At 61.2% G+C, this 23,561-nt stretch carries 28 protein-coding genes; 17 read left to right on the top strand and 11 right to left on the bottom strand.

The genetic code is table 11. The features are described 5' to 3' along the window. Positions 1-100 precede the first annotated feature (100 nt). From ASF70_RS21310 to treY, 4 genes are all read left to right on the top strand, one after another. On the top strand, positions 101-904 hold the full coding sequence (locus tag ASF70_RS21310; RefSeq protein ID WP_062457812.1) for a nucleotidyltransferase family protein: 804 nt from the start codon (positions 101-103) through the stop codon (positions 902-904). A 74-nt stretch (positions 905-978) separates the two neighbouring features. After that, positions 979-1,665 carry a metallophosphoesterase gene (locus ASF70_RS21315; RefSeq protein ID WP_062457815.1) on the top strand — a complete coding sequence of 229 codons (687 nt, stop codon included), beginning with the start codon at positions 979-981 and terminating at the stop codon, positions 1,663-1,665. A gap of 129 nt (positions 1,666-1,794) precedes the next feature. Next, positions 1,795-3,606 carry a malto-oligosyltrehalose trehalohydrolase gene (gene treZ / locus ASF70_RS21320; protein WP_062582593.1) on the top strand — a complete coding sequence of 604 codons (1,812 nt, stop codon included), beginning with the start codon at positions 1,795-1,797 and terminating at the stop codon, positions 3,604-3,606. Then, complete coding sequence (gene treY, locus ASF70_RS21325) at positions 3,603-6,140, top strand: malto-oligosyltrehalose synthase (RefSeq protein WP_062582594.1); 2,538 nt, start codon at positions 3,603-3,605, stop codon at positions 6,138-6,140. The genes treZ and treY overlap by 4 nt, the downstream gene beginning before the upstream one ends. A gap of 329 nt (positions 6,141-6,469) precedes the next feature. Here the strand turns inward: treY and ASF70_RS21330 are convergent, their stop codons facing one another. From ASF70_RS21330 to ASF70_RS21340, 3 genes are all read right to left on the bottom strand, one after another. Then, positions 6,470-6,718, bottom strand: a complete 249-nt coding sequence (locus ASF70_RS21330; RefSeq protein WP_139283784.1) for a hypothetical protein — start codon at positions 6,716-6,718, stop codon at positions 6,470-6,472. 99 nt (positions 6,719-6,817) lie between these two features. Continuing rightward, entirely contained in the window at positions 6,818-7,210 is a 393-nt protein-coding gene (locus ASF70_RS21335; protein WP_062455132.1) for a DUF983 domain-containing protein, read from the bottom strand. Between the two features lie 128 nt (positions 7,211-7,338). Further along, entirely contained in the window at positions 7,339-7,629 is a 291-nt protein-coding gene (locus ASF70_RS21340) for a hypothetical protein (protein WP_062455134.1), read from the bottom strand. A gap of 245 nt (positions 7,630-7,874) precedes the next feature. Between ASF70_RS21340 and ASF70_RS21345 the strand changes: the two genes are divergently transcribed. Then, positions 7,875-8,117, top strand: coding sequence for a hypothetical protein (locus tag ASF70_RS21345; RefSeq protein ID WP_062455136.1), 243 nt, complete (start codon positions 7,875-7,877; stop codon positions 8,115-8,117). Between the two features lie 78 nt (positions 8,118-8,195). Here the strand turns inward: ASF70_RS21345 and hutX are convergent, their stop codons facing one another. Together hutX and ASF70_RS21355 are read right to left on the bottom strand one after the other, a co-directional pair. Continuing rightward, entirely contained in the window at positions 8,196-8,720 is a 525-nt protein-coding gene (gene hutX / locus ASF70_RS21350) for a heme utilization cystosolic carrier protein HutX (protein WP_062582596.1), read from the bottom strand. 8 nt (positions 8,721-8,728) lie between these two features. After that, positions 8,729-9,076 carry an antibiotic biosynthesis monooxygenase gene (locus tag ASF70_RS21355; protein ID WP_062582599.1) on the bottom strand — a complete coding sequence of 116 codons (348 nt, stop codon included), beginning with the start codon at positions 9,074-9,076 and terminating at the stop codon, positions 8,729-8,731. 161 nt (positions 9,077-9,237) lie between these two features. Between ASF70_RS21355 and ASF70_RS21360 the strand changes: the two genes are divergently transcribed. From ASF70_RS21360 to ASF70_RS21370, 3 genes are read left to right on the top strand one after another with little or no spacing between them, the layout of a single operon-like run. After that, positions 9,238-10,137 carry an ABC transporter substrate-binding protein gene (locus tag ASF70_RS21360; RefSeq protein ID WP_062582601.1) on the top strand — a complete coding sequence of 300 codons (900 nt, stop codon included), beginning with the start codon at positions 9,238-9,240 and terminating at the stop codon, positions 10,135-10,137. Further along, positions 10,137-11,225 carry an iron ABC transporter permease gene (locus ASF70_RS21365; protein WP_082472008.1) on the top strand — a complete coding sequence of 363 codons (1,089 nt, stop codon included), beginning with the start codon at positions 10,137-10,139 and terminating at the stop codon, positions 11,223-11,225. The genes ASF70_RS21360 and ASF70_RS21365 overlap by 1 nt, the downstream gene beginning before the upstream one ends. Before the next feature lie 22 nt (positions 11,226-11,247). After that, the gene (locus tag ASF70_RS21370; RefSeq protein WP_062582602.1) at positions 11,248-12,030 is read left to right on the top strand and encodes a heme ABC transporter ATP-binding protein; all 783 of its coding nucleotides are present in this window, start codon (positions 11,248-11,250) and stop codon (positions 12,028-12,030) included. Position 12,031: 1 nt separating this feature from the next. Here ASF70_RS21370 and ASF70_RS21375 read toward each other — a convergent pair whose 3' ends face one another. Beyond that, entirely contained in the window at positions 12,032-12,388 is a 357-nt protein-coding gene (locus ASF70_RS21375) for a YbaN family protein (RefSeq protein ID WP_062582604.1), read from the bottom strand. A gap of 193 nt (positions 12,389-12,581) precedes the next feature. Here ASF70_RS21375 and galE point away from each other — a divergent pair, with 193 nt between their 5' ends. The 5 genes from galE to ASF70_RS21400 all read left to right on the top strand — a co-directional run bounded on the left by galE (position 12,582) and on the right by ASF70_RS21400 (position 16,390). After that, on the top strand, positions 12,582-13,571 hold the full coding sequence (gene galE / locus ASF70_RS21380; RefSeq protein ID WP_062583162.1) for a UDP-glucose 4-epimerase GalE: 990 nt from the start codon (positions 12,582-12,584) through the stop codon (positions 13,569-13,571). Between the two features lie 11 nt (positions 13,572-13,582). Continuing rightward, on the top strand, positions 13,583-13,978 hold the full coding sequence (locus ASF70_RS21385) for a VOC family protein (RefSeq protein ID WP_062582606.1): 396 nt from the start codon (positions 13,583-13,585) through the stop codon (positions 13,976-13,978). Positions 13,979-13,989: 11 nt separating this feature from the next. Beyond that, positions 13,990-14,682 (top strand): uracil-DNA glycosylase, encoded by a 693-nt coding sequence (gene ung, locus ASF70_RS21390; RefSeq protein WP_062582608.1) that lies wholly within the window; start codon positions 13,990-13,992, stop codon positions 14,680-14,682. A 143-nt stretch (positions 14,683-14,825) separates the two neighbouring features. Continuing rightward, on the top strand, positions 14,826-15,755 hold the full coding sequence (locus ASF70_RS21395; RefSeq protein ID WP_062582610.1) for a VOC family protein: 930 nt from the start codon (positions 14,826-14,828) through the stop codon (positions 15,753-15,755). A gap of 11 nt (positions 15,756-15,766) precedes the next feature. Further along, the gene (locus ASF70_RS21400; protein ID WP_062582612.1) at positions 15,767-16,390 is read left to right on the top strand and encodes an alpha/beta hydrolase; all 624 of its coding nucleotides are present in this window, start codon (positions 15,767-15,769) and stop codon (positions 16,388-16,390) included. A gap of 43 nt (positions 16,391-16,433) precedes the next feature. Here ASF70_RS21400 and ASF70_RS21405 read toward each other — a convergent pair whose 3' ends face one another. Then, entirely contained in the window at positions 16,434-17,474 is a 1,041-nt protein-coding gene (locus ASF70_RS21405; RefSeq protein ID WP_062582614.1) for a phytanoyl-CoA dioxygenase family protein, read from the bottom strand. A 180-nt stretch (positions 17,475-17,654) separates the two neighbouring features. Here ASF70_RS21405 and ASF70_RS21410 point away from each other — a divergent pair, with 180 nt between their 5' ends. Further along, complete coding sequence (locus ASF70_RS21410; protein WP_062582616.1) at positions 17,655-18,044, top strand: RidA family protein; 390 nt, start codon at positions 17,655-17,657, stop codon at positions 18,042-18,044. A 198-nt stretch (positions 18,045-18,242) separates the two neighbouring features. Next, entirely contained in the window at positions 18,243-18,671 is a 429-nt protein-coding gene (locus ASF70_RS21415) for a L,D-transpeptidase (RefSeq protein WP_062457824.1), read from the top strand. 35 nt (positions 18,672-18,706) lie between these two features. Here ASF70_RS21415 and ASF70_RS21420 read toward each other — a convergent pair whose 3' ends face one another. The 3 genes from ASF70_RS21420 to ASF70_RS21430 form a co-directional block, all read right to left on the bottom strand. Then, on the bottom strand, positions 18,707-19,282 hold the full coding sequence (locus ASF70_RS21420; RefSeq protein ID WP_062455153.1) for a hypothetical protein: 576 nt from the start codon (positions 19,280-19,282) through the stop codon (positions 18,707-18,709). A 177-nt stretch (positions 19,283-19,459) separates the two neighbouring features. Then, the gene (locus ASF70_RS21425) at positions 19,460-19,612 is read right to left on the bottom strand and encodes a hypothetical protein (protein WP_210166808.1); all 153 of its coding nucleotides are present in this window, start codon (positions 19,610-19,612) and stop codon (positions 19,460-19,462) included. Positions 19,613-19,823: 211 nt separating this feature from the next. Then, entirely contained in the window at positions 19,824-20,171 is a 348-nt protein-coding gene (locus tag ASF70_RS21430) for a hypothetical protein (protein ID WP_062582620.1), read from the bottom strand. 224 nt (positions 20,172-20,395) lie between these two features. Here ASF70_RS21430 and ASF70_RS21435 point away from each other — a divergent pair, with 224 nt between their 5' ends. Then, complete coding sequence (locus tag ASF70_RS21435) at positions 20,396-20,950, top strand: transglutaminase-like cysteine peptidase (RefSeq protein WP_062582622.1); 555 nt, start codon at positions 20,396-20,398, stop codon at positions 20,948-20,950. Positions 20,951-21,033: 83 nt separating this feature from the next. Here ASF70_RS21435 and ASF70_RS21440 read toward each other — a convergent pair whose 3' ends face one another. Then, positions 21,034-21,921 (bottom strand): DMT family transporter, encoded by an 888-nt coding sequence (locus ASF70_RS21440; protein WP_062582624.1) that lies wholly within the window; start codon positions 21,919-21,921, stop codon positions 21,034-21,036. 337 nt (positions 21,922-22,258) lie between these two features. On the opposite strand from ASF70_RS21440, the gene ASF70_RS21445 reads away from it, so the two are divergent. After that, positions 22,259-23,554, top strand: a complete 1,296-nt coding sequence (locus ASF70_RS21445) for an adenylosuccinate synthase (protein WP_062455165.1) — start codon at positions 22,259-22,261, stop codon at positions 23,552-23,554. The last annotated feature ends 7 nt before the right edge of the window (positions 23,555-23,561 follow it).

A 23,561-nucleotide genomic window follows, 5' to 3' on the forward strand; every position in this document is an offset into this window, starting at 1 on the left:
CATTCGGAGAAAACCGATGAATGCCGATGTAGAAAAGCGCCATGGGCTCGCCCCCGCACCGACGGCGGCGCGGGAAACGCCGCCCCATCCGCTCCAGGCAATGCCCGATCTCGAGGTCAAGGCGGCACCGTTTCTGGCCGATGCCGATGCGGAGGCCTTCGTTGCCGTGGCGCTGGAGGATCTGGTCGATTGCCACATCCCGTTCCTTCTGGCCGGCACGTTCGCGCTCAGCGCTTATACCGGCATTACCCGTCAGACCAAGGATCTCGATATCTTCTGCAAGGCCGGTGACTACGCCCGGATCCTCTCGCATTTCAAACAGAAGGGATACGAGATCGAGGTCGAGGACGACCGCTGGCTGGGCAAGGTCAAGAAGGGCAAGCACTTCTTCGACGTGATCTTTGCAGCCTCCAACGGCACGATGCCGATCAGCGACAGCTGGTTCGAGAATGCCAGACAGATCGAGATGAACGGCCACAAGGTCCGTATTATCGCCCCGACGGAGCTGATCTGGTCGAAATGCTTCGTCCAGCTTCGTCACCGCTACGACGGCGGCGACATCGTCCACACGATCCTGCGCGCCCATGACCAGATTGACTGGGAGCGGCTGCTCAACCATATGGAAGTGCATTGGGAAGTGCTGCTGATCCACCTTCTCAACTTCCGCTGGATCTACCCGACCGAGCGCGACAAGGTTCCTGATTGGCTGCTCGACGAGCTTCTCGACCGCCTGAAGGCGCAGCGCGAACTGCCCCTGCCGCAGATGAAGGTCTGCCGTGGCCGCATGTTCAGCCGCATCGATTTCGAGATCGACGTCAAGGAATGGGGTTTTGCCGACGTCGGTGGCGAGGGAGAACTGCGCGCGGGCGTCGATGAAAAAACTTTGGAAGGAGGCCCGGTATGAGCAAGTCTGACAAGGCTGCCGAAAAACAGAAAAGCGATCGCAAGAAGCCTGAGGGCCTGCAGCGTATCGCTGCCATGGGCGATCTCCACGTCAAGGAACACGGCTCGGAATCCTACAAGGACCTGTTTGCCGAGATCTCGCAGGAGGCGGACATTTTGGTCCTGACCGGGGACCTGACCGACCTTGGCAAGGTCAAGGAAGCCGAACTGCTTGCCGCCGATCTGCGCTCATGCTCGATCCCGATGGTCGCCGTACTCGGCAACCACGATTATGAATGTGGCTGCGTCGAGGAAGTCACCCACATCCTGAAGGACGCCGGCGTCCACCTTCTCGAAGGTCAGGCAGTCGAAATCAACGGCGTCGGTTTCGCCGGAGCCAAGGGTTTTGCCGGTGGCTTCGGGCGTCACATGCTGGGTTCCTTCGGCGAGCCGGCGATCAAGGCGATGGTGGCCGAAAGCGTCGAGGAAACGATGCGGCTCGAAAACGCGCTTCGTCAGGTTCGCTCCGAACGCGCCATGGTCGTGCTCCACTACGCTCCGATCCGCGAGACGGTGGAAGGCGAACCGGAGGAAATCTTCCCCTTCCTCGGCTCGTCGCGTCTGGCCGAAACGATCGACCGCTTCCCGGTCAAGGCTGTTGTCCACGGCCATGCCCACCGCGGCCGCTACGAAGGCAGGACGCCAGGGGGCGCGCCGGTCTATAACGTTGCTTCGCATATCGAAAAGCCGACAGGTCGGCCTTATGCGCTGCTCGATCTCTGAGCGCTTTCCAGGCTGAAAAACATCAGCCTGCGAAAATCACGGATCGTGAAAGGTTTGCCTGTTCCATGATGGAACTGTCACGCCTTTCACTCGTTTGCCGGTCGCTCTCAACCTGATGAAAGGGACCCCATGTCGGACGTCAATGCCGTCGCCGAACTCCGAAGCTTTCCGAAAACCTGGGGAGCGGAATATGTCGCTGCTGGCGAGGTAAGGTTCCGTCTCTGGGCTCCGGGCCAGGAAACGGTCGTGCTCCGTCTCAACGGCAAGGATGCCGAGATGAGCCGCAGCGACGACGGATGGTTCGAGATCCTGGCAACCGGCGTCGAACCGGGCGCGGAATACAACTACGTGCTGGCCGATGGTACCGTTGTCGCCGATCCCGCATCCCGTGCCCAGAAGTCCGAGGTCAACGGCGCTTCGCTTGTCATCGATCCGACCAGCTACGACTGGCAGACAACGGAGTGGACTGGGCGCCCCTGGGAAGAAACCGTCGTTTACGAGATGCATGTCGGCACCTTCACCCCTGACGGCACGTTCCGCGCCGCGATCGAGAAGCTGCCCTATCTCGCCGAACTCGGCATCACCATGGTCGAGATCCTGCCGATTGCGCAGTTCGGCGGCAACCGTGGCTGGGGTTACGACGGCGTTCTTCTTTATGCGCCGCATGCCGCTTATGGCTCACCCGATGATGTCAAAGCCTTCGTCGATGCAGCTCACGCGCACGGCATCTCCATCGTGCTTGACCTCGTTCTCAATCATTTCGGCCCGGAGGGCAATTATCTGCCGCTTCTGGCGCCCGACTTCTTCCACAAGGAGCGTCAGACACCGTGGGGTGCGGCCATCGCCTATGACGTCGATGCGACCCGCCGCTACATCGTTGAGGCCGCGCTCTACTGGCTGCATGAATACAATTTCGACGGCCTTCGCTTCGATGCGATCGACCAGATCGAGGATATTTCCGACAGCCACGTGCTGAACGAGATCGCCGAGCGCATCCGCGCCGAGATTACCGACCGGCCGATCCACCTGACGACCGAGGACGCCCGCAACATCATCGACCTGCATCCGCGCGACGAGGACGGCAATGCACCTCTGTTTACCGCGGAGTGGAACGACGACTTTCACAATGCCGTCCATGTTTTCGCGACCGGCGAAACGCACGCCTATTACGAGGATTTCGCCAAGCAGCCGGAAAAGCTCGTCGCCCGGGTTCTGGCCGAAGGTTTTGCCTATCAGGGCGAAGTCTCGCCGCATGCCGGCGAAAAGCGCGGCGTGAAAAGCGCAGGCCAGCCGCCCGTCGCTTTTGTGGATTTCATCCAGAACCACGACCAGGTCGGCAACCGCGCCGAGGGCGAACGTCTGATCGAGCTTGCCGGTGCCGATCGCACCAAGGTCCTTTACGCCTCGCTTCTGTTCTCGCCGCATATTCCGCTTCTATTCATGGGCGAGGAATATGGTGAGACGAATCCGTTCCTCTTCTTCACCGATTTCCACGGCGACCTTGCCAAGGCCGTGCGCGAGGGCCGCGCGAAGGAATTCCAGGGCCATGCCGGCCACGAGGGCGATGTCGTCCCCGATCCGAATGCCAAGACGACCTTCGACGCCTCCAAGCTCGACTGGAAGAAGCACGATAGCCGCGATGGCAAGGAGTGGCTTGCGCTGACGAAGGAACTGCTTTCCCTTCGCCAGCAGCACATCGTGCCGATGCTTGCAACGGCCACCGGCAACTCGGGCAAGGTTCTGAAGACCGGCGAGGGCTTCCTGGCCGTTAGCTGGACTTTCCCGAAAGGAACGTTGTCGATCGCGCTCAACATCGGCGAAAAGGCGCAGCCGCTTCCCGATCTGCCGGGTGAGACGCTCTTTGCCTGGCCGTCCGAAACGCCGGATCTGCCCCAGAACTCTATCATCGTCCGCCTCGCGCCCGCCGGAGACATCAAGTGACCATCCCGACAGCTACCTACCGTATCCAGTTCCGCAACGGCATGACTTTCGATCGCGCGAGCGAGCTCGTGCCTTACATGAAGCGCCTCGGCATCAGCCACCTCTACGCGTCGCCGATCTTCACGGCCACGTCGGAGTCAACCCATGGCTATGACGTGACCGACGCTAACGAGATCGAACCCTCGATCGGTGGTCGCGAAGGCTTCGATCGCATGGTGAAAACGTTGAAGGACGCAGGTCTTGGCCTGATCCTCGATATCGTGCCCAACCACATGGCCGCATCGCTTGAAAACACGTGGTGGCGCGATGTTATTGAAAATGGCCAGAACAGTCGGTTCGCAAAGCATTTCGACATCAACTGGTCGCGCCCGCTGACGCTGCCTTTCCTCGGCGACTCGTTCGAGACCGCACTTTCCAATGGCGATATCTCGGTGAAGCCCGACCCGAAGACCGGCAAGCCGGCTTTTGCCTATTACGACAGCTACTATCCGCTCGCGCCGGAAACTTATCAGGGCCGCGAGACCGAGGTGACCAAGCTCACCGACAAGACATCGCTTGTAGAGCTGCACGAGCGCCAGCCCTACCGGCTGATGTCGTGGCGGGAAGCACCGCGCGATCTCTCCTACCGCCGCTTCTTCGAGATCACCGGCCTTGCCGGCGTCCGCGTCGAAGACAAACAGGTATTCGACGACACCCACCGCCTGATCCTCGAACTGGTTCACTCCGGCGCCGTCGACGGTTTGCGCGTGGACCACGTGGACGGTCTCGCCGATCCAAAGGCCTATATCGAGCTTCTGCGCCAGGAATCTGGTCCCGATTGCTACATCACCGTTGAAAAGATCCTCGGCGAAGGTGAGCACATCCCGAGTGACTGGCCGATCTCAGGCACGACGGGTTACGAGTTCATCGCCTCGCTGTCCGACGCTCTTGTGGACGGTGCAAAGATCGCCGGTCTGCGCAAAGCCTATGACGACGTTGTCGGCAAGCCGGTCGACATGGCGGCCGAACTGCGCGCTGCCAAGCTTCTGATGGCCGACAAGAACTTCGAGGGCGAGTTCACGACGCTGCTGAAACTTGCCGTCGCGATCGCCAACACGGATGGCATCAGCGTGGACGAGAAAACCACGAGGTCTGCACTGCGCGAACTGCTGGTCGCATTCCCGGTCTACCGGACCTATGGGACGGAAGCAGGTCTGCCGCCGGAGGGCCACGAGATGCTGAAGAGCGTCGTCGACAAGGTCAGGCAGGGCCCGAATGCGCCGGATCAGGCAGGCCTCGATCTGATCACCCGCATCCTCGGCAACGACGTTTCCAAGAAAGCCTCGGGCGATGCGGCCAATTTCCGCACCCGCTTCCAGCAGCTGACCGGCCCGCTGATGGCAAAGTCCGTCGAAGACACGCTGTTCTTCCGTCAGCATATGGCGCTTGCACTCAACGAAGTCGGCGCCGAACCGCTGCCGCGTGACTTCTCGGTCGAGCGTTTCCATCATGACATGGAAACCCGGCTAGAGCGCCAGCCGGATGCGCTGTCTGGGACATCCACGCACGACACCAAGCGCGGCGAAGATGCCCGTGCCCGTCTCTACGTGCTGACCGAGGCGCCGGAACTCTGGTCGGAATGCGTTGCCCGCTGGCGCAAGATGAACGCGACGAAGGTCGTCTCGCTGGATGATGGCCCGGCACCGGAGCCTGGAGTCGAATGGATGCTCTATCAGGCGCTCGCAGGCGTCTGGCCGACAACGCTGCAGCCGAAGGACGAGAGCGGCCTCAAGGCACTCGAGGAGCGTTTCCTTGCCTATGTCGAGAAGTCGATCAAGGAAGCCAAGCTGCGCACCAACTGGGGCGACAGCAACGAGGCTTACGAGAAAGCTGTGCTCGACTACGCCCGTTACATGCTGTCGCCGAAAAACCAGGAATTCCTGGCGGACTTCTCCTCGGCGCTCCAGCCCTTCATCCGGGCCGGTCTGGTCAACAGCCTGACCCAGACGATCGTCAAGCTGACGGCACCGGGCGTGCCTGACATCTATCAGGGCAGCGAGGCGCTTGATTTCAGCCTTGTCGACCCCGACAACCGTCGCGAACCGGATTTCGCCATGCTGCAGGACCTCCCTGCGGAGAACGACAATCCGGACTCCTCGACAGAGGACGGATGGTTGAGCGGACGGCTGAAACAGCACCTGATCCAGCGTCTGCTGCACCAGCGTCGCGACGCGCCGGACCTGTTCCGCAAGGGCGACTACGTGCCGCTCAAGGCGACCGGAAACCGGGCTAAAAACATCCTGGCCTTCGCCCGCACCGATGGCGATCAAGCCCTGATCGTGATCGTACCGCGGCTGGTCTTCGGCGCGCTCAACGGCGACGTCTATCCGTCACGGGGCGAGCGCTGGGCGGAGACGGAAGTGGAGCTGCCTGCACAGCTCGCCAACCGTCGCTACCGCGATCTCTCCACCGGCAAGGACGTCGAGGCCAAGGACAGCATCGCCGTCAACCTCGCCTTTGCCGATCATCCGTTTGCACTGCTGACTGCCGAATAGGCGAGCCCTCATCTAATCGCACTGCTCGCCGAAGTGACGGCGGGCAGTGACCTACCCAGGCGGGACGTCACAGATACGAAAAAGGCGCCGGTTCGATCAGAACCGGCGCCTTTTTGTTTCTCCACCTGAACTTGAAGTTCAGTGGAAAAGGGCAATCAAATCAAGCAAATCCAACGAGGTTCAGAACCGCGATTACGATGACGACTGCGCCTACCAACCATACGATGCTATTCATGATAGTGTCTCCTTTTGCTGTTGGGAGGTGAACGATGAGGCGTAAAAAAGGTTCCTGAAAACGTGATCTCTGCGTCGACAGATGTGAGTCCGCCTCAGGCGCCGGGTGCTGCACTGCCATCGCCCCGGCGCAACCGCTTCAGCTGGTTGACGACGCGCAGGGAATTGTTGGCTCGGAGGGCCGATCCGTCGGAGCTTGTGGACAGGATGCGAAGCATGTCTTCTGCCTCATCCACCGAAATGGTGCCTCTTGCGGCAAGGCCGTCGATCATCAGCAGCATTGCGCCCTCAAGCGCCAGCGACCGCCGCTGTGCTTCCGTCTCAGTCTCTTGCATTTCCGGCATGACAGGTTCCTTGCTTGTCATGTCGAATGGTTGGCGCGGGAAATTGTTCCGGTACTCGCGCGACGAGCGGCAGTCGGAGACCACCCGGTCGCACCAGAATCAGACGTCGTTCGGGCTTCCTTGCAATCTGCCCTCCCGCGCCCGGTAGATATATTGGCTGGCGACAAGCCAGCCTTTCAGCGGTCGCAACGGCAGGATGCAGGTCAGAAGCAGGAAGGGGAGAGAGATGAGAAGATGCACCCAGAACGGCGGCGAAAACACCGTCTCGATCCACACTGCGAGTGCCACCGAGGGCACGCAGGCAAAGCAGATCACGAAGAAGGCCGGACCGTCTGCGGGATCCGCAAAGGCGTAATCAAGCCCGCACGCTTCGCATCGCGGCCTGATCGTCAGAAAGCCCTTGAAGAGATGGCCCTGGCCGCAGCGCGGGCAGCGCCCTCGCACGCCCGTTGCGTAAGGCGAAAGCGGCGCCCAGTTCCCGTCGTCTGCCATGTTGCCTCCCAATCATGCCATGTCGATCTACCCGACACGGAATAAGTGCAACGGCTGCAACCCACAAGAGGCGCGCGTGAGGCGCGTCAATCTGCCTCGCCCGACGAAAGTCGATCGCGGGGCGCCCTCTAGTCGGAGAAAGACTCTGAAATCACGTGCCGATCGATGATGCGCAGGCTGCGGTCCGGCTCGATCACATAGGTCTCGCTCACCCGGTCGCCGAACTGGTCGATGAACTCATGCGGAAACGTGCTGCCGATGGGGGATTTGGTCAGCTTCGAACGCGGCTGGCCGCCATAGGTGATGCTCCCCTTGATCGGGGCAATGTCAGATCCGCCACCACTGGCGCCGGCGGTCGTGCAACTGCTGAGCGCCAGGGCAAGTCCCAGAAGGCCGGCAGAGAAGGCGACGATTTTCATGACATTATCCTCATTGGTTAGCACACGCTGCACCCACCTCTATCCAACTTAGGGTCCAGAGCGCTTTTGGCTAGATTGAACCATTCTGCCTGTGCGCTCATGCCGTCGGCAGCGGGCGAGCGGGAACCGCGGGCGCCATTTCTTCTCGACGCAACGGTGTCAGTGGGGCATTCTTGTAAACGGACAACCTCCTGAAAGCTCACAGATCGAGCTCGATTCCAATCAACGATCGAAGGGATGAAACAATGGCGCCACGGACGATACCCGCAGAACTCGATGCTGCCTTAACGGCGTTGCCTCTGAGGACCGGCATCTATGTGCCGGAAGATCTTCTGGAAGACTGGTTTGCGCCAGGGACGGGCATGAGCCCTGTCAGTGCCGAGGCGTTGTCGCAGGCCGAAACCTACGGCCGAAAACTCGAGTGCGAGTTCAAATATTACCCGGAAAGATTGGAAGGCGTGTTCTGGAAATGGGTGCCGGCTCTTTAAGGAGCCTGTTGTCCGCTGATCCGCGCTGCTGCGCAAATCGTGGAGGTTCGGAAATTATCCAATCCGAACCTACATCACTTACAGGCTCGCGTAACGATCGCGCAAAGCCTCGAATTTCACCAGCTGATCCGCCATCAGTTCACGGCCAGCGTCGCGCTTGACGAACACCTTGAACATGGCGGCGCCCTTCTGGTTCATGAACCAGACCGAGCAGGAACGGCGACCATGGAACGCACGGTCGACGAAGGTGATAGAGGCGCAGTTGTCCTTGCGGATGTGGCCACCGATCGGGCTGTCGCCGTGGATGTTGAACCAGCCGTGGCTTTCCGATCCGGCCGGAAGGATGCCGTCGATCTCGGCCACCACGTCCTCCGTGTGAACGAGAAACAGCACGACGCCCCAGGTGGTCAGCTCCGACCAGATTTCGTCGAAGCGTTCCTTGCCGGCAATGACGGCCGACCCCTCCGGCAGGACTGCCAGGATTTCTGCCGCCGTCACATCGGCGCCTGCTGCAATCGATTCAACGACGCCGTCGGGCTTTTCTGAGAGAGCTTTGAGCGCGCGTTCGCGGCGGTCGGGCGCGATCTCCGAGTGGGTGTCCATTGCGGACCTCAGGCTGCGTCGGCGGCGCGGACGCCGTTCTTGTCTTCACTGATGATGACTTCGAAACCTTCAAACTGCGGGCCGGAGAGGTATTCGACCTTGCCGCGGTTCTGGCCGGCATTGGCATGGGCTGCACGGAACTGTTCGGACTTTGTCCAGGCCTGAAAATGCTCAACGGTTTCCCAGATCGTGTGGGAGGCATAGAGCGTGTGATCGTCGGCCTTCGGTCCCTTCAGCATGTGAAACTCGACGTAGCCTGGCACTTCGGCAAGCCGGCCCTGGCGGCTTTTCCACATGTCTTCAAATGCTTGCTCGAAGCCCGGCACGACGCGGAAACGGTTCATGGCGATGTACATGGAATCAATCCTCACATATGTTTCACTTCGCACTCAAGTTATCTCTTGATGCCTGTCTTGAAAACCGGAAAAAACTTGTCTAGTCAACTCAAGTTATAGGGCGGCTGGGGCGGATCGCATCGCAACCGAGTTTGCCCTCTGGTATCACAAGGGCGGGTCTCATGGTTTTCTCTCTCCGGGTTTCCTCACCAAGGTTTGCACATCTGCTTGCGCTTGCCGTCGTCTCTTCCGCGGTCGCATTCGGTGGCGCGGCGGCATCGGACAGGGGCAATCCGGACGCCCGGCGCATCGTTTCGATCGGCGGCACGATCACCGAAATCCTCTACGATCTGGGCGCCGAGGACCGTATTGTAGCGCGAGATTCCACCAGTTCCTATCCTGCCGCCGCAAATTCCAAGCCTGACGTCGGCTATATCAGGGCACTCTCTGCCGAAGGCATTCTCGGCCAGAAACCTGATCTGATCCTGATGGAAGAGGGGTCCGGTCCGCCACCGGTGCTGGAAATCCTCAAGGCCAGCGAGATCCCTGTCGTGGTGATCCCGACACCGCCGGATGCGGCAAAGATCGGCCAGAAGATCCGCGACGTCGGTGCGGCCGTCGGCCTTGCCGACAAGGCGGGGGTACTTGCCGCAAACACCGAGGACGGACTGAAGGCGCTTGCTGCCGATGTGGTGAGGATTGCCGGCGAAAAGAAGAAGGTGCTGTTCGTTCTCTCCGTCGCCAACGGGCGGCTGATGGCGGGGGGTGCCGATACGGAAGCCGGCGCGATCATCGAAATGGCGGGTGGCGTCAATGCCGCGCCCTCGATCAAAGGCTACAAGCCGCTGTCCGACGAGGCGGTGATTGCCGCGGCTCCTGACGTGATCCTCTCCATGTCGCGCGGCGACCATTCGACCACGCCGGATGAGATGTTCGCGCTGCCGTCGATGCAGACGACGCCGGCCGCTGCGTCGAAGGCGCTGATCTCGATGGACGGGTTGCTGCTCTTGGGCTTTGGTCCGCGCACGCCTGACGCCGGCCGGGCGCTTGCCGAAAAACTCTATCCGGATGCGATGCACTGATGATGAAGACGCTGGCCATGCCGTTTCGCAACACGGGCGAGGGCGATCGCACGTCGCAGGGCGTGCTGGTCATCGTCCTTCTCGTAGTGCTCCTGATCGCCGCCTGCCTTCTGTCGCTCGGCGTTGGCCCGACCGGCGTCGGCCTTCGCGATCTCTTCGCCTACCTGACCGGCAACGGCGACAGCCTCACCACCCAGGAACGGGTCATCCTCGAAGCCGTCCGCCTGCCGCGCACGGCGCTCGGCCTTCTGGTCGGCGCGGGGCTGGCTGTCTCAGGTGCGATGATGCAGGGCCTGTTTCGCAATCCGCTTGCAGATCCCGGCATCGTCGGTGTCACATCCGGTGCCGGGCTCGCGGCGGTGCTGGCGATCGTGCTCGGCGGCACGGTGCTTGCCCCGGTCTCGATGCTGCTCGGAAACCAGTTCCTGCCGCTGATGGCGTTTTTCGGCGGCCTGATCAACACCTGGATGCTCTATGTCATCGCCACCCGCGACGGGCGAACCTCGACCACGGCGCTGATCCTCTGCGGCATCGCGATCGGTGCCCTGTCGGGCGCTTTCATGGGCCTTCTGATCGTCATGGCCGATGACCGGCAGTTGCGCGACATCACGTTCTGGAGCCTCGGTTCGCTCGGCGGTGCCACCTACGGGCGGGTGCTGTCGATCCTTCCGTTCATCGTCTTTGTGATGGCGATCATCCCCTTCGTCGCGCGCGGTCTCGATGCGCTTGTGCTTGGCGATGCGGCGGCCTTCCACATGGGCGTGCCGGTGCAGCGGCTGAAGCGGATCGTCATCGTCGCGGTTGCAGCGGCCTGCGGCTCCACGGTCGCCGTCGCCGGCTCGATCGGTTTTGTCGGGATCGTGGTGCCGCATCTGCTGCGGCTTGCGATGGGGCCGTCGCACCGGTTTCTGCTGCCGGGCTCGGCGCTCGGCGGCGGCGCGCTTCTGCTGATCGCCGATGCCGTGGCTCGTACCGTTGCGGCACCCGCGGAACTGCCGATCGGGGTGATTACGGCGCTGTTCGGCGCGCCGGTCTTTCTGTTCCTGCTGATCGGACGCAACGGCATCGGCATGCGGGACCTGCCATGAGGGGCATACGAGGAGGACGGGCATGATCAGGGCAGAAAACGTCACCGTCAGCCGCGCCGGTCGCAAGCTGATCGATCAAGTCAGCCTAACGCTGGAGCCCGGCCGTTTCAGCGTGGTGATTGGCCCGAACGGTGCCGGAAAATCGACGCTGATGAAGGTCCTGTCCGGCGAGATGGTGCCGGATAGCGGGCATGTTTCCTATTACGGTGCCGATGTGGCGGCCTGCAAGCCGGTCGATCTGGCGAGGCGCCGAGCGGTGCTACCGCAGGCGACGCAGCTGGCCTTTCCCTTCTCGGCGCTGGAGATCGCCCGCATGGGTGCGGTTGCCAACGGTTCGCTCAATCCGGGAGAGGAAGCGCGCAAGGCTCTGGCACGGGTGGGCCTGCGCGGTTTCGAAAGCCGGCCCTATCCGTCGATGTCCGGCGGCGAGCAGCAGCGCGTCCAGTTTGCCCGCGCGCTGGCGCAGGTGCCAAGGGCGGTGGTCGACGGCGTGCCGTGCGCGCTGTTTCTCGACGAGCCGACCGCCAGTCTCGATCTGGGCCACCAGATCTCGGTGCTGGAAACCGCCCGCGATTTTGCGGCTGCCGGTGGCATGGTTCTCGCCATCCTGCACGACCTCAACCTTGCTGCGGAATTTGCCGACCATTTGGTGGTTTTGAACCACGGCTGCGTGGTGGCGGAAGGTCCGTGCCATGCCACCGTGAGCGACGAGATGATTGCTTCCGTCTATGGCATCGCCGGTGCCGTCGGTCGCGTGCCGGCAGCGCATGTGCCTTACGTGCTGCCGCAGTCGCGGCATCGCTAGCTCAGGCGTCCGGTCGCGTCAGCATGAAGATGGCCGGGCCGATCATCAGCGCGGCGACCAGAATGGCGAGCCAGGCTGCCGGGTGCGAGCCGAACCAGAAGCCGGTATAGCTGACGGCCATCAGCGAGATCGCCGTGACCTTCGCCCTTCGCGAAATAGCGCCGCGCTCGCGCCAGTTCCTGAGCGGCGGGCCCAGCGTCTCATGGTCCATCAGCCAGGCTTCCAGCTTTGGCGACGAGCGCGCAAAGCAGGCGACGGCCAGCAGCAGGAATGGCGTCGTCGGCAGGATCGGCAGGAAGGCGCCGATCACGCCAAGCCCCACGAACAGCCAGCCGAGACTGAGAAAGATGTAACGCATCAAAGGACCTACGGGAATCTGCTGACAAGGATAGACAAGTTCGCGGCGCCCGTCTTCATGTAAAGAATCAACTGCACGGGGATGCTGTCTGGTGTTCTGCCATGGGGAGCGGGACCCCTGATATGGCCTCTACCCTTCCCATTTGAAACCCTGTCGGTATAGTGCCGCCGATTTCGAAGAAGCAGGAGCGATGATGTCTAAGAAAAAGGTGCTTGTCGTTGGTGGGGCAGGGTATATCGGGTCCCATACGTGCCTCGTTCTGGCGGACCGGGGTTACGAGCCCGTCGTCTTCGACAATCTCTCCAACGGCCATGCGGAATTTGTCCGTTGGGGCGAGCTCGAACAGGGCGATATCCGCGACCGTGCACGGCTCGACGAAGTGCTCGCCAAGCACAAGCCGGACGCCATCCTGCATTTCGCTGCGCTGATCGAAGTCGGCGAATCCGTCAAGAACCCGGTCGGTTTCTACGACAACAATGTCATCGGTGCGCTGACGCTTCTGTCGGCCGCGATCGACGCTGGCGTGAAGGCCTTCGTGTTCTCCTCGACCTGCGCAACTTACGGTCTTCCAGACCGGGTGCCGATGGACGAGACTCACAAGCAGGCGCCGATCAACCCTTACGGCCGCACCAAATTCATCATCGAGCAGGCGCTGAAGGACTACGGCACCTACAAGGACCTGAAGTCGGTCATGCTGCGCTATTTCAACGCGGCCGGTGCCGATTTCGAAGGCCGGATCGGCGAATGGCATACGCCCGAAACCCATGCGATCCCGCTTGCCATCGAGGCAGCGCTTGGCCGCCGTCAGGGCTTCAAGGTGTTCGGCGACGATTACGACACGCGTGACGGCACCTGCGTCCGCGACTATATCCATGTTCTCGATCTGGCCGACGCGCATGTCCGCGCCGTCGATTACCTGCTCGCCGGCGGCGATACGGTCGAGCTCAATCTCGGCACCGGCACCGGCACCACTGTCAAGGAACTGCTGGACGCCATCTCCGATGTGTCGGGCAAGCCCTTCCCAGTCGAATATGTCGGCCGCCGCGAGGGCGATTCCACCTCGCTCGTCGCCAACAACGACAAGGCCAAGGCCGTGCTCGGCTGGGAGCCCCAATATTCCCTGCAAGACATCATCCGCTCAGCCTGGGACTGGCATTCCAAGTCGAACCACATCCTTCGTTAAGGAGCGCTCCGATGGCAAAGATGGTGCATTCGATGATCCGCGTGCTGGACGAAGCGCGCTCGGTCGAGTTCTACGACAAGGCGTTCGGCCTGAAGGTCGCCGATCGCAGGCCGTTCGACGGGTTCACGCTGATCTACCTCTCCAATCTCGAAACCGGTTTCGAACTGGAACTGACGGTCAACGCGGATCGTTCTGAACCCTACAACCTTGGAGACGGTTACGGCCATCTGGCGGTGACGGTCGAGGATGTCGAGGCGGAACACAAGCGCTTCTCCGAACTGGGCCTGACGGTGGGCAAGCTTGCGGACATGCCGCATGAGGGCCGGCCGTTTGCAAAATTCTTCTTCGTCACCGATCCGGATGGCTACAGGACCGAAGTCATCCAGCGCGGCGGACGTTTCACCTAAAGGACATCTGTATGGCGGACGGCGATATCAAGCTCGAGGAAACCTGGAAATTCGCGCTCGAAACAGAGTTCGAGGATCCTTATATGGCCGATCTCAAGAGCTTCCTTGTGTCCGAGAAGAAGGCGGGAAAGCTCATCTTTCCAAAGGGTTCGGAGTATTTCCGTGCACTTGACCTGACGCCGCTCGATGAGGTGAAGGTGGTGATCCTCGGACAGGACCCGTATCACGGTGAAGGCCAGGCGCATGGCCTGTGCTTCTCCGTCCGGCCCGGTGTTCGTATCCCGCCATCACTCGTCAACATCTACAAGGAAATGGAAGCGGATCTCGGCATCGCGCCGGCAAAGCACGGTTTTCTCGAACACTGGGCCGAACAGGGCGTGCTGCTTTTGAACAGCGTGCTGACCGTGGAAGAGGGCAAGGCTGCGGCCCATCAGGGCAAAGGATGGGAACGCTTCACCGATGCCGTCATCCGCACCGTCAACGAGGAATGCGACGGCGTCGTCTTCATTCTCTGGGGCGCCTATGCCCAGAAGAAGGCGGCCTTTGTCGATGAGGAACGGCATCTCGTCATCAAGTCCGCCCACCCGTCGCCGCTCTCGGCCCATAACGGATTTCTCGGCTCGAAGCCGTTTTCCAAGGCGAATGAGTATCTGCAGTCCATCGGCAAGGATCCTGTCGACTGGCAGCTGCCGGAAAACGTCTGAGTGGTGAACGCTTAGGCCACCTCGTCAACGAAAAATGAACAATCCGTTCGGATGTGATCCTCTATCCAATTCGCATCCGATCACCAATTATCACCCCAGACAACGGCTCGCTCCCGAGCCGACAAATTGAAAAGGGGTTTGACATGATTAACCAGATCAAGGGCCTCCACCACGTCACGTCGATGGCGGCCAGCGCGTCCACCAACAACAAGTTCTTCACCGATACGCTCGGCCTGCGCCGGGTCAAGAAGACCGTCAACTTCGATGCGCCTGACGTCTATCATCTCTATTACGGCGACGAAATCGGCACGCCCGGCTCGGTCATGACCTATTTCCCGTTCCCGCATATCGCCAGGGGCCGCCCCGGCTCAGGCGAAGTGGGCACGACCGTATTCTCTGTACCGCAGGGCTCGCTCGGCTACTGGACGGATCGTCTGACCAAAGCCGGTGCCGATGGTTTGAAGGCCGACGAAGCCTTTGGCGAAAAGCGCCTGCAGTTTGCAGGTCCAGACGGCGACGGGTTTGCGCTGGTCGAAGTCAAGGATGACGACCGCGCCCAGTGGACGGGCAACGGCGTCGGTGCCGACGAAGCGATCCGCGGCTTTCACTCCGCTTCGCTCAGACTGCGCGACGACGGTGCCAATGCCGAGCTCTTGAAGTTCATGGGCTATGAACAGGTTGATGCCAGAGACGGTGTCACGCGGTTCGGCATGCCCGGCGGTAACGGCGCCGACTTTATCGACGTCGAGACGATGCCGAATATTTCGGGCGCACGTCTCGGTGCCGGCTCCGTGCATCACCTGGCGTTTGCGGTCGAAAACCGTGAAAAGCAGCTCGAAGTCCGCAAGGCGTTGATGGATACGGGGTATCAGGTAACTCCGGTGATCGACCGCGATTACTTCTGGGCCATCTACTTCCGCACGCCGGGCGGCGTGCTGTTTGAGATCGCGACCAATGAACCCGGTTTCGACCGCGACGAGGATACCGCGCATCTGGGCGAGGCCCTGAAGCTGCCGACCCAGCACGAGCATCTGCGCTCGACGCTCGAGGAGCACTTGGAACCGCTGGCCTAAGGAGAGAGACGATGAGTTTCGACAGTTATGTGCACCGGGCGCGGCCCGGTGCACCCGGTGCGCCGATCCTGTTCACCTTCCACGGCACGGGCGGCGACGAGAACCAGTTCTTCGATTTTGCGAGCCGGCTCGTTCCGGGCGCGACGATCATCTCTCCGCGCGGCGACGTCGCCGAGCATGGGGCGGCGCGCTTTTTTCGACGCAAGGCAGAAGGGGTCTACGATCTCGATGACCTCGCCCGTGCAACCAAGCGGATGTCGGAGTTCGTGGAGGCCAATCGCGACCGCTACGAATCCTCGACCGTGCTTGGCCTCGGGTTTTCGAACGGCGCCAACATTCTCGCCAATGTGATGATCGAAAGGCCCGGCCTGTTCGAGGCGGGCGTGCTGATGCATCCGCTCATCCCGTTCACGCCATCTGCGCGCACGACGGGCGAGAAGGCGCATGTGCTGATCACCGCCGGTGAGCGGGACCCGATCTGCCCGGTTCCGCAGACGCAGGCACTTGCCGACTATCTCCGCGCGGCCGGTGACGAGGTGACGCTAGAATGGCATGCCAGCGGCCACGAGATTCGCCCGAACGAGATCGAAGCGATCAAGACGTTTCTGGCGCCCTATGGTGCCCGCGGCGAATAATTGAGATCGCCGGGCCCGCAGATCCGCGGGCCTGGCTTAGCCGTCAGATATGCGGCTCGGAATAGGCCGTGCACTCGCCGACATCCTGCCATGTCGGCTTTCTGCCTGCGCGCTTTGCCTTGCGGTCGGAATGGCCGAGATAGAGATCGAGGCGGCGGTCGTGCAGGCCGGGAACCAGGCTCAGCGGTGAGAAGGGCAGCGGCGAGAACGGATTGGTGCGGTGATAGGCATGCAGTTCGACCCGCATCGTGTGCTTGAAGCTGACTGCGCGCGAATGGAACGCATAGGTATCGGCAACGACAAGCGTATTGGCCGGCACAGTCACCTTCTTCGGCTCGAAATCACCAAGCGTGGTCAGCTCTTCCGGCGTGATGCGGAATGATCCGTCCGCGTGATGGGCGCGGTTGTCCGTACTGGCGATCAGGCTTTGCCGATATTCCCATTCGATCCGCTTTTCCGTCAGCTTGTGGCTGCCCGGCACGAATACGAAGGGACCGTTGTCCGCCTCGACATCATCGAGAAACAGCCAGGCCTTGGAGGTCGAGTGAAACGTGTCCGCATGGAGCGCGGTTTGCGGATCGGCCTTGGCCAGGGCCGGTTCGGCAATCACCGTCTGGATGAAGTGGATCGGATCGCCGCCGGCACCGCCGACATAGCGCAGGAGGCCGGCGATCGACTCGTTGTGGCTGAAGCGAGCCAGATCCGGCAGGCGCTTCAGCGCTGTCGGGCCGATCGGAATCATCCGCGTCACCGCCTGTCCCTGCCGCATCTCGCGTGCCGGCAGGGGCTCGCTTTTGAGGAAATCGCGGATGCGCAGGAAGACGTCCTGCGGCAATGCGTTTTGCCGGATCACGAACCCGTCGCGATCAAACGCGCTGCGTTCCTCCGGTCTGACCTGTGACCCCAGGATGCGGCGACGGTAGTCTGCCATCCAAGCGGCTATCCGCACCCGCTCCCGATGCAGGCCAAGCTCGTTCAGGTGCGGATGGCCGATCAGCGGGTTTTTGCGAAACGACTTGTCGCTGCCAAGAATGCCAAGCGCCAGCCGCGGATAGCGCCACCATTGAATTGTTTGCTGCGCCATACCCAACCCCGTATCTTCGTCGCTGCGATCATACCATCAGGCATTGAGGCCGCAAGGGATCAGGTCGCCTGCTCTTTGCCCCGTCCCAGGCTCGTTTTCAGGGGAGGGTTGGCTTGCAGCGTCGGCCGTTGAGAGGTCTAGTGCGCCATTGCCATGCTTTGAAGAGAGTAGCATTCCTCGATGAAGACGACATTCAATCCGCCATCCGTCCGTCAGCCGTTCGGCGCCTACAATCACGGTCTGCTCGTGCCGCCAGGAGCCAGTCTGCTGGTCACCTCGGGCCAGCTCGGCATTGGCCTTGACGATGCAATCCCGGCCGATGTTACCGCCCAGGCAGAACTCTGCTTTAAGGCGATTGGCGCGATCCTTGACGAGGCCAAGATGACCTATGCCGACGTCATCCGCATTTCCGGCTTCGTGACGAGGCGCGAGGACTTCCAGGCCTACATGGCGGTGCGCGATCGTTTCACGCTCGACCCAAAGCCAGTCTCGACGCTGATCATCGTCGGCGGATTCACCCGCGCGGAATTTCTGGTCGAGGTCGAGGTGACGGCTGCAAAGGTATTTTAGGGCGGATCTCGCTTTGCCACGATACTATCAGGATCAAATGGTAATAGTCTTGTCAGTTGATGCCTTATATTCGAAATTTACTGTGCCGATTAAACAAAATTCGAAATAATCAACGACGACCACGCTAGCCTATATTGAAACGTTTCTCGCAAAGTGATGATGTCTTTTCATGGTAAGGGGCTTTCCGGGGGGCATTTCATGCGCCACTACATGGTTGGAGCTGCACTGTTTTCGTGTGCGCTTGTCTTTGCGTCGTCCGCACTGTCCGCCGGCCTGGTCGCCAGCGTCAGCCTGTCGTCCCAGACGATGACGGTGAGCGAAGACGGTGTTGATGTCTACCGCTGGCCGGTATCGACCGCTCGGAAAGGCTACAGCACGCCGCTCGGCAGCTGGAGCGCAAAATGGCTCTCGAGGAGCCACAGGTCGCGCAAGTACGACAACGCGCCAATGCCGTTCGCCGTGTTCTACAATGGCGGCTATGCCGTGCATGCGACGTTCGATACCAAGCGCCTCGGTCGACCAGCCTCCCATGGCTGTATCAGGCTGCATCCGGAAAATGCCGCAACCTTTTTCGCGCTGACGAGCCGGTATGGAACCGCTAACACCCGCATCGTCGTCGGCTACTAGGCCGTGTGCAGCTTAGCCTGCACGGGAACCAAGGTTCAGTATCCGCAACGGCGCAGTTGCGCCTCGTATCTGGCTGCCATGGCGGCAGATTTCTTTGCGGTCTGGCGAACCCCGCCGCCGAACTGGCCGCGCTCATAGCCGCCGTGGCCGGTATAGTAGGCGAGGTAGAGGTTGTAGGTATCGCTGAGGGGGATGTTGTTCCGGATATGGCTCTGGTGGTGATACCAGCCGACAAAGCGGATGGCATCGCCGAAGTCACTGCGGCTGGCGGCCCAGCGACCCGTGGATTTGCGGTAACCGTCCCAGGTTCCGTCCAGCGCCTGTGCGTAGCCATAGGCCGAAGAGATACGGCCCCAGGGAATGATGCCGAGCACATATTTGCGCGGCGGGCGGGCGCGGGCGCGGAAACTCGACTCGACGTAGATCGTCGCCATCAGGATCGGGACCGGCACGCCGTATTCGCGGCTTGCTGCGCGCGCCTGGCGGGCCCAGTTGTTGAAAAGCCCGTCTCTCTGCTCGAAAATCGCGCAGGCATCTCCGATCCGGCTCGGCGCGGAGGCGCAAGCCGTGAGGGACATCATCAGAAGGGCGATGTAAAACGCATTACGCATCGCGCGTTCTTTCAGGCTTGGACTTAAGGCTCTATCTCTGAGGTTTCAGACTGGAACAATGCCACTAAAACTTAACGAAAAGTTTAACGGCCCAGAAAGCAGCCGAAAGGCTCCACGCGCTCGCCTCGGCGCGATGGTTTGCGATCGTCGACATTGAAGGGGTTGCGGAGACTCGGACTAATCGTCGAGGTATCGTTCGCGGTCCTCGACCATCACTTTTTTGGAGAAGGCTGACTGGATCAGCGCTGCGGGCAAAAGCACGATAAACGCGACCACGGTGGCGACGCCGTAGGCGAGGGCGGCCAGCGCCCATAGAATGCGGTTGATCATCGGCTTCATCCAGGTTGCCCGATCGGTTGCCTCGGCCCGCACACATAGCACGAAGATCTCTCCAATTCATGAGTATGTTTTCACATACACGAGCTGCGCAGAAAAGTTTTATAGCGCAGTCGCAGGGGTGTTCGCTGAAGCCCCGATATCGAAAGAAAAAGGCCGCTCAATGGAGCGGCCTTGATCATGTCTGCGATACGCCAGAGGGCGATCAGCAAGTTGGATTGGTTTCCATGGTCATCATGGCTCCACCGGCGGTACCAGTGTTGGTGCTGGCGCCCGGATTGGAGTTGTTGCCGGAAGCCACGCCCGGATCCTTCATCGTGCCTGCCTGGCAGTTGGTCGATGGCGTTGTGCCGGATGTGCTGTTGGTCGAGGACGAATCCACGCCCGGCAGCGACGTTGTCGGCGCGGTCTGTTCGACACCGGACATCGGCATCGACTTGCCGGTGCTTCCGGATCCGTCATTGCCGCCCGAACCGGAGCCGCTGGTCTGTGCAAAAGCCGAGGTTGCGAGACCGAGCGAAAGGGCTGCGACGGTGAATAGTTTAATGCTCATGGGAATGTTTCCTTCTTGTTGTCCTCACAGTTACCAAACCGCCCCAGGTGCAGTTGGTTCCAGCTATTGCGCGCCAATTCCTTTTGTGTGCCAGCGCGGGAAAAAAATGGATTTCAATAAAATTGCATCTATTCGTTTAAGCGCGCCGCAAACCTGGCTGCGTATGGTCGTCCCATAACGAAACGAGGTGGCAACAGAGCCATCCGCCAAACAGGGTACGGGCCATGATCAAGAAGCTCATCATTTCCGCGATCGTACTGACCGCGCTGGTTGCAGGCAAGGAAGCCAATGCTGCAGGTCCGGGCTCGTTTGCCCGCTCGCTCTCAGGCGTTTCCGCTCTCCACATTCAGGTCGCCCAGAACCGTACCCATGGCGCTGAAGGCTCCAAGACGATTTCCGAATTTACCATCGATCAGGCCGTTGAGCTGAAGCGCGTCAACGACGCGGTCGACGGCACGCTTGCAGCCGTCGACGGCTATCTCGACACGTTCACCGGCGACCTCGCGGTCGATCAGGATCTCTGCCTCGATTGCGCCGATCTCAAGCGCGACCGTCTCGTTTCCATCGGCTGGGATAGCCGCAACCTGACGATCGGCTACGCTCTCAACGACGAGGGCCGGATCGAACGGGTCCTGGTTGTTGCAACGCCGCGCGGCGACATCGTGCTCTCGCATGGCGGCCTGACGGTCGACAGGACTGCCCAGACGATGACCGAGACCACGAAGGCTAGCGATGCTCTGCCTGAGCCAGCTGCCACTGCCGACCATTACGATATCTAAAGCTCACTGACCCTGCTGGCCGGTGGCGTCGACGTGCCCTGACGCTGCCGGCCCTTTTTTTCCAAGTTGTCGCCCGCCCGCGTCTATCGCTGTGCGGGCTTTCCCCATTCTGCGATGGCTATGCCGCCAAGCGCCAGAACCAGCGCCACGATGTGGAATGCCTGCAGGTTTTCGTTAAGCACGATCACCGAAAGCAGGGTGCCAAACACAGGCACCAGATTGATGAACAGGCCGGCCCGGTTGGCACCGATCTCCTCGACGCCGCGGATATAGAGCACCTGCGCGATCAGCGATGCGAAGACGGCGGTGTAGACTGCGATGATCCAGCCGTTGGCGTCCGGCCAGATCATTCGGTCAGCCGAATATTCCCACGCGGCGGCGGGAATGCTGCCGAGCAGGGCGAACAGCGCCGGGATTGCCATCAGGCTGCGCCAGCTGATGGCCGGGCGAAAACGCAGCGTCACCGTATAGACCGCATAGGCGACGATCGCGATCATCATGACCGCATCGCCGAAATTGACGCTGAGCGTGACGATGGTCGACAGGTCGCCATGGGCTGCCGTCAAAAGCCCGCCCATCAGGGTCAGCGCGAAGCCGACGATCTGCAGCCAGGATACTTTCATCCGGAACAGCACGAAATTGAACAGGAAGATCAGCACCGGAATAAGCGTCTGCTCGACGGTGACGTTGATCGCCGTGGTGTAATTGACCGCGGTGTAGAGCGCCGCATTAAAGACGACGTAGCCGACGAGGCCGAGAAAGGCGAGAAGCGGCAGGTTCGACCGGATCACGGGCCAATCGCGGCGAAGATCGGGTATGGAGATCGCGAAAATGATGACGGTCGCGAACGCCCATCGCCAGAAGGTCAGGAGCATCGGGCTGATATGACCGATGGCAAGCTTGCCCGCGACCGCATTGCCGCCCCAGCACAGCGTCGCAACGATCAGGAAGATATAGGCTCTGCGGTACACGATAATCTCCTCCGCGTGCCGTATCGACGGCCCGTCCTTGCCCTATCGTCTTTCGTCGGCGCCGACCTTGGCCGGAACGCTTGGCGTGGGCCATAGCGTGGGAATTTGCAAATTGTCACGCAAAAACCGTCCAGCATTCACAAACAGGTCGCTTTCCTCGGGCCAAGGCATTATAGATGCGCGCGTTTGCAGGGGCGGGTCCGGCGCGGTTTCGGACGAGCGCCCTTGTGGGAGAGAACTCTATCTGGCGCTCGCAACGCCGCTGTCTCAGAGCAGCGGTGCTGTCGCGGCGCTGTGGCGTGCTTGAAGGGCAGGCCCGAAACGCAGGAAAGCAAAGATGACGAATGTAGTCGTGGTTGGTTCGCAGTGGGGTGACGAGGGCAAGGGCAAGATCGTCGACTGGCTCTCTGAACGGGCGGATATCGTCGTTCGGTTCCAGGGCGGCCACAATGCCGGCCATACGCTCGTCATCGACGGTGTCAGCTACAAGCTGTCGCTGCTGCCCTCCGGTATCGTCCGCGGCAAGCTTTCGGTTATCGGCAACGGCGTCGTCGTCGATCCGCACGCGCTGGTCGCTGAAATCGCAAAGCTCGACGGGCAGGGCGTCAAGGTCACCCCGGACGTGCTGCGCATCGCCGACAACGCGACGCTGATCCTGTCGCTGCACCGCGAGCTGGACGGCCTGCGCGAAGATGCGGCATCCAACACCGGCACCAAGATCGGCACCACCCGCCGCGGCATCGGCCCGGCCTATGAAGACAAGGTCGGCCGTCGTGCGATCCGCGTCATGGATCTTGCCGACCTCGATACGCTGTCGGCCAAGGTCGATCGCATCCTCACCCATCACAACGCGCTGCGCCGCGGTCTGGGCGAGCCGGAAGTCAGCCATGAGACGATCATGCAGGAACTGACGTCCGTCGCCGAACAGGTTCTGCCGTTCCGCGAAACCGTCTGGGAACTGCTGGACAAGGAGCGCCGCAAGGGTTCGCGCATCCTGTTTGAAGGCGCGCAGGGCTCGCTGCTCGACATCGACCACGGCACCTATCCGTTCGTGACGTCGTCGAACACGGTTGCCGGCCAGGCTGCTGCCGGTTCCGGCATGGGCCCGGGCTCGCTGGGCTACATCCTCGGCATCACCAAGGCCTACACGACGCGCGTCGGCGAAGGCCCGTTCCCGACCGAACTCCATGACGAAATTGGCCAGTTCCTCGGTGAAAAGGGCCATGAGTTCGGCACCGTCACGGGTCGCAAGCGTCGCTGTGGCTGGTTCGACGCGGCGCTGGTTCGCCAGTCGGTCGCGACCAACGGCATCACCGGGATCGCGCTGACGAAACTCGACGTTCTCGACGGTCTGGAAGAACTGAAGATCTGCGTCGGCTACATGCTCGACGGCCAGCGGATCGACCATCTTCCCGCAAGCCAGGCGGCGCAGGCTCGGGTCGAGCCGATCTACGTGACGCTGGAAGGCTGGAAGGAATCGACCGTTGGTGCGAGGTCCTGGGCGGACCTGCCGGCACAGGCGATCAAATACGTTCGTCAGGTTGAGGAATTGATTGGCGCGCCAGTTGCGCTACTTTCCACAAGTCCGGAACGCGACGACACCATACTTGTGACGGACCCGTTTGAAGATTAATGTCAAC

This window comes from Rhizobium sp. Leaf321, assembly GCF_001423215.1.
Classification (GTDB): domain Bacteria; phylum Pseudomonadota; class Alphaproteobacteria; order Rhizobiales; family Rhizobiaceae; genus Neorhizobium; species Neorhizobium soli.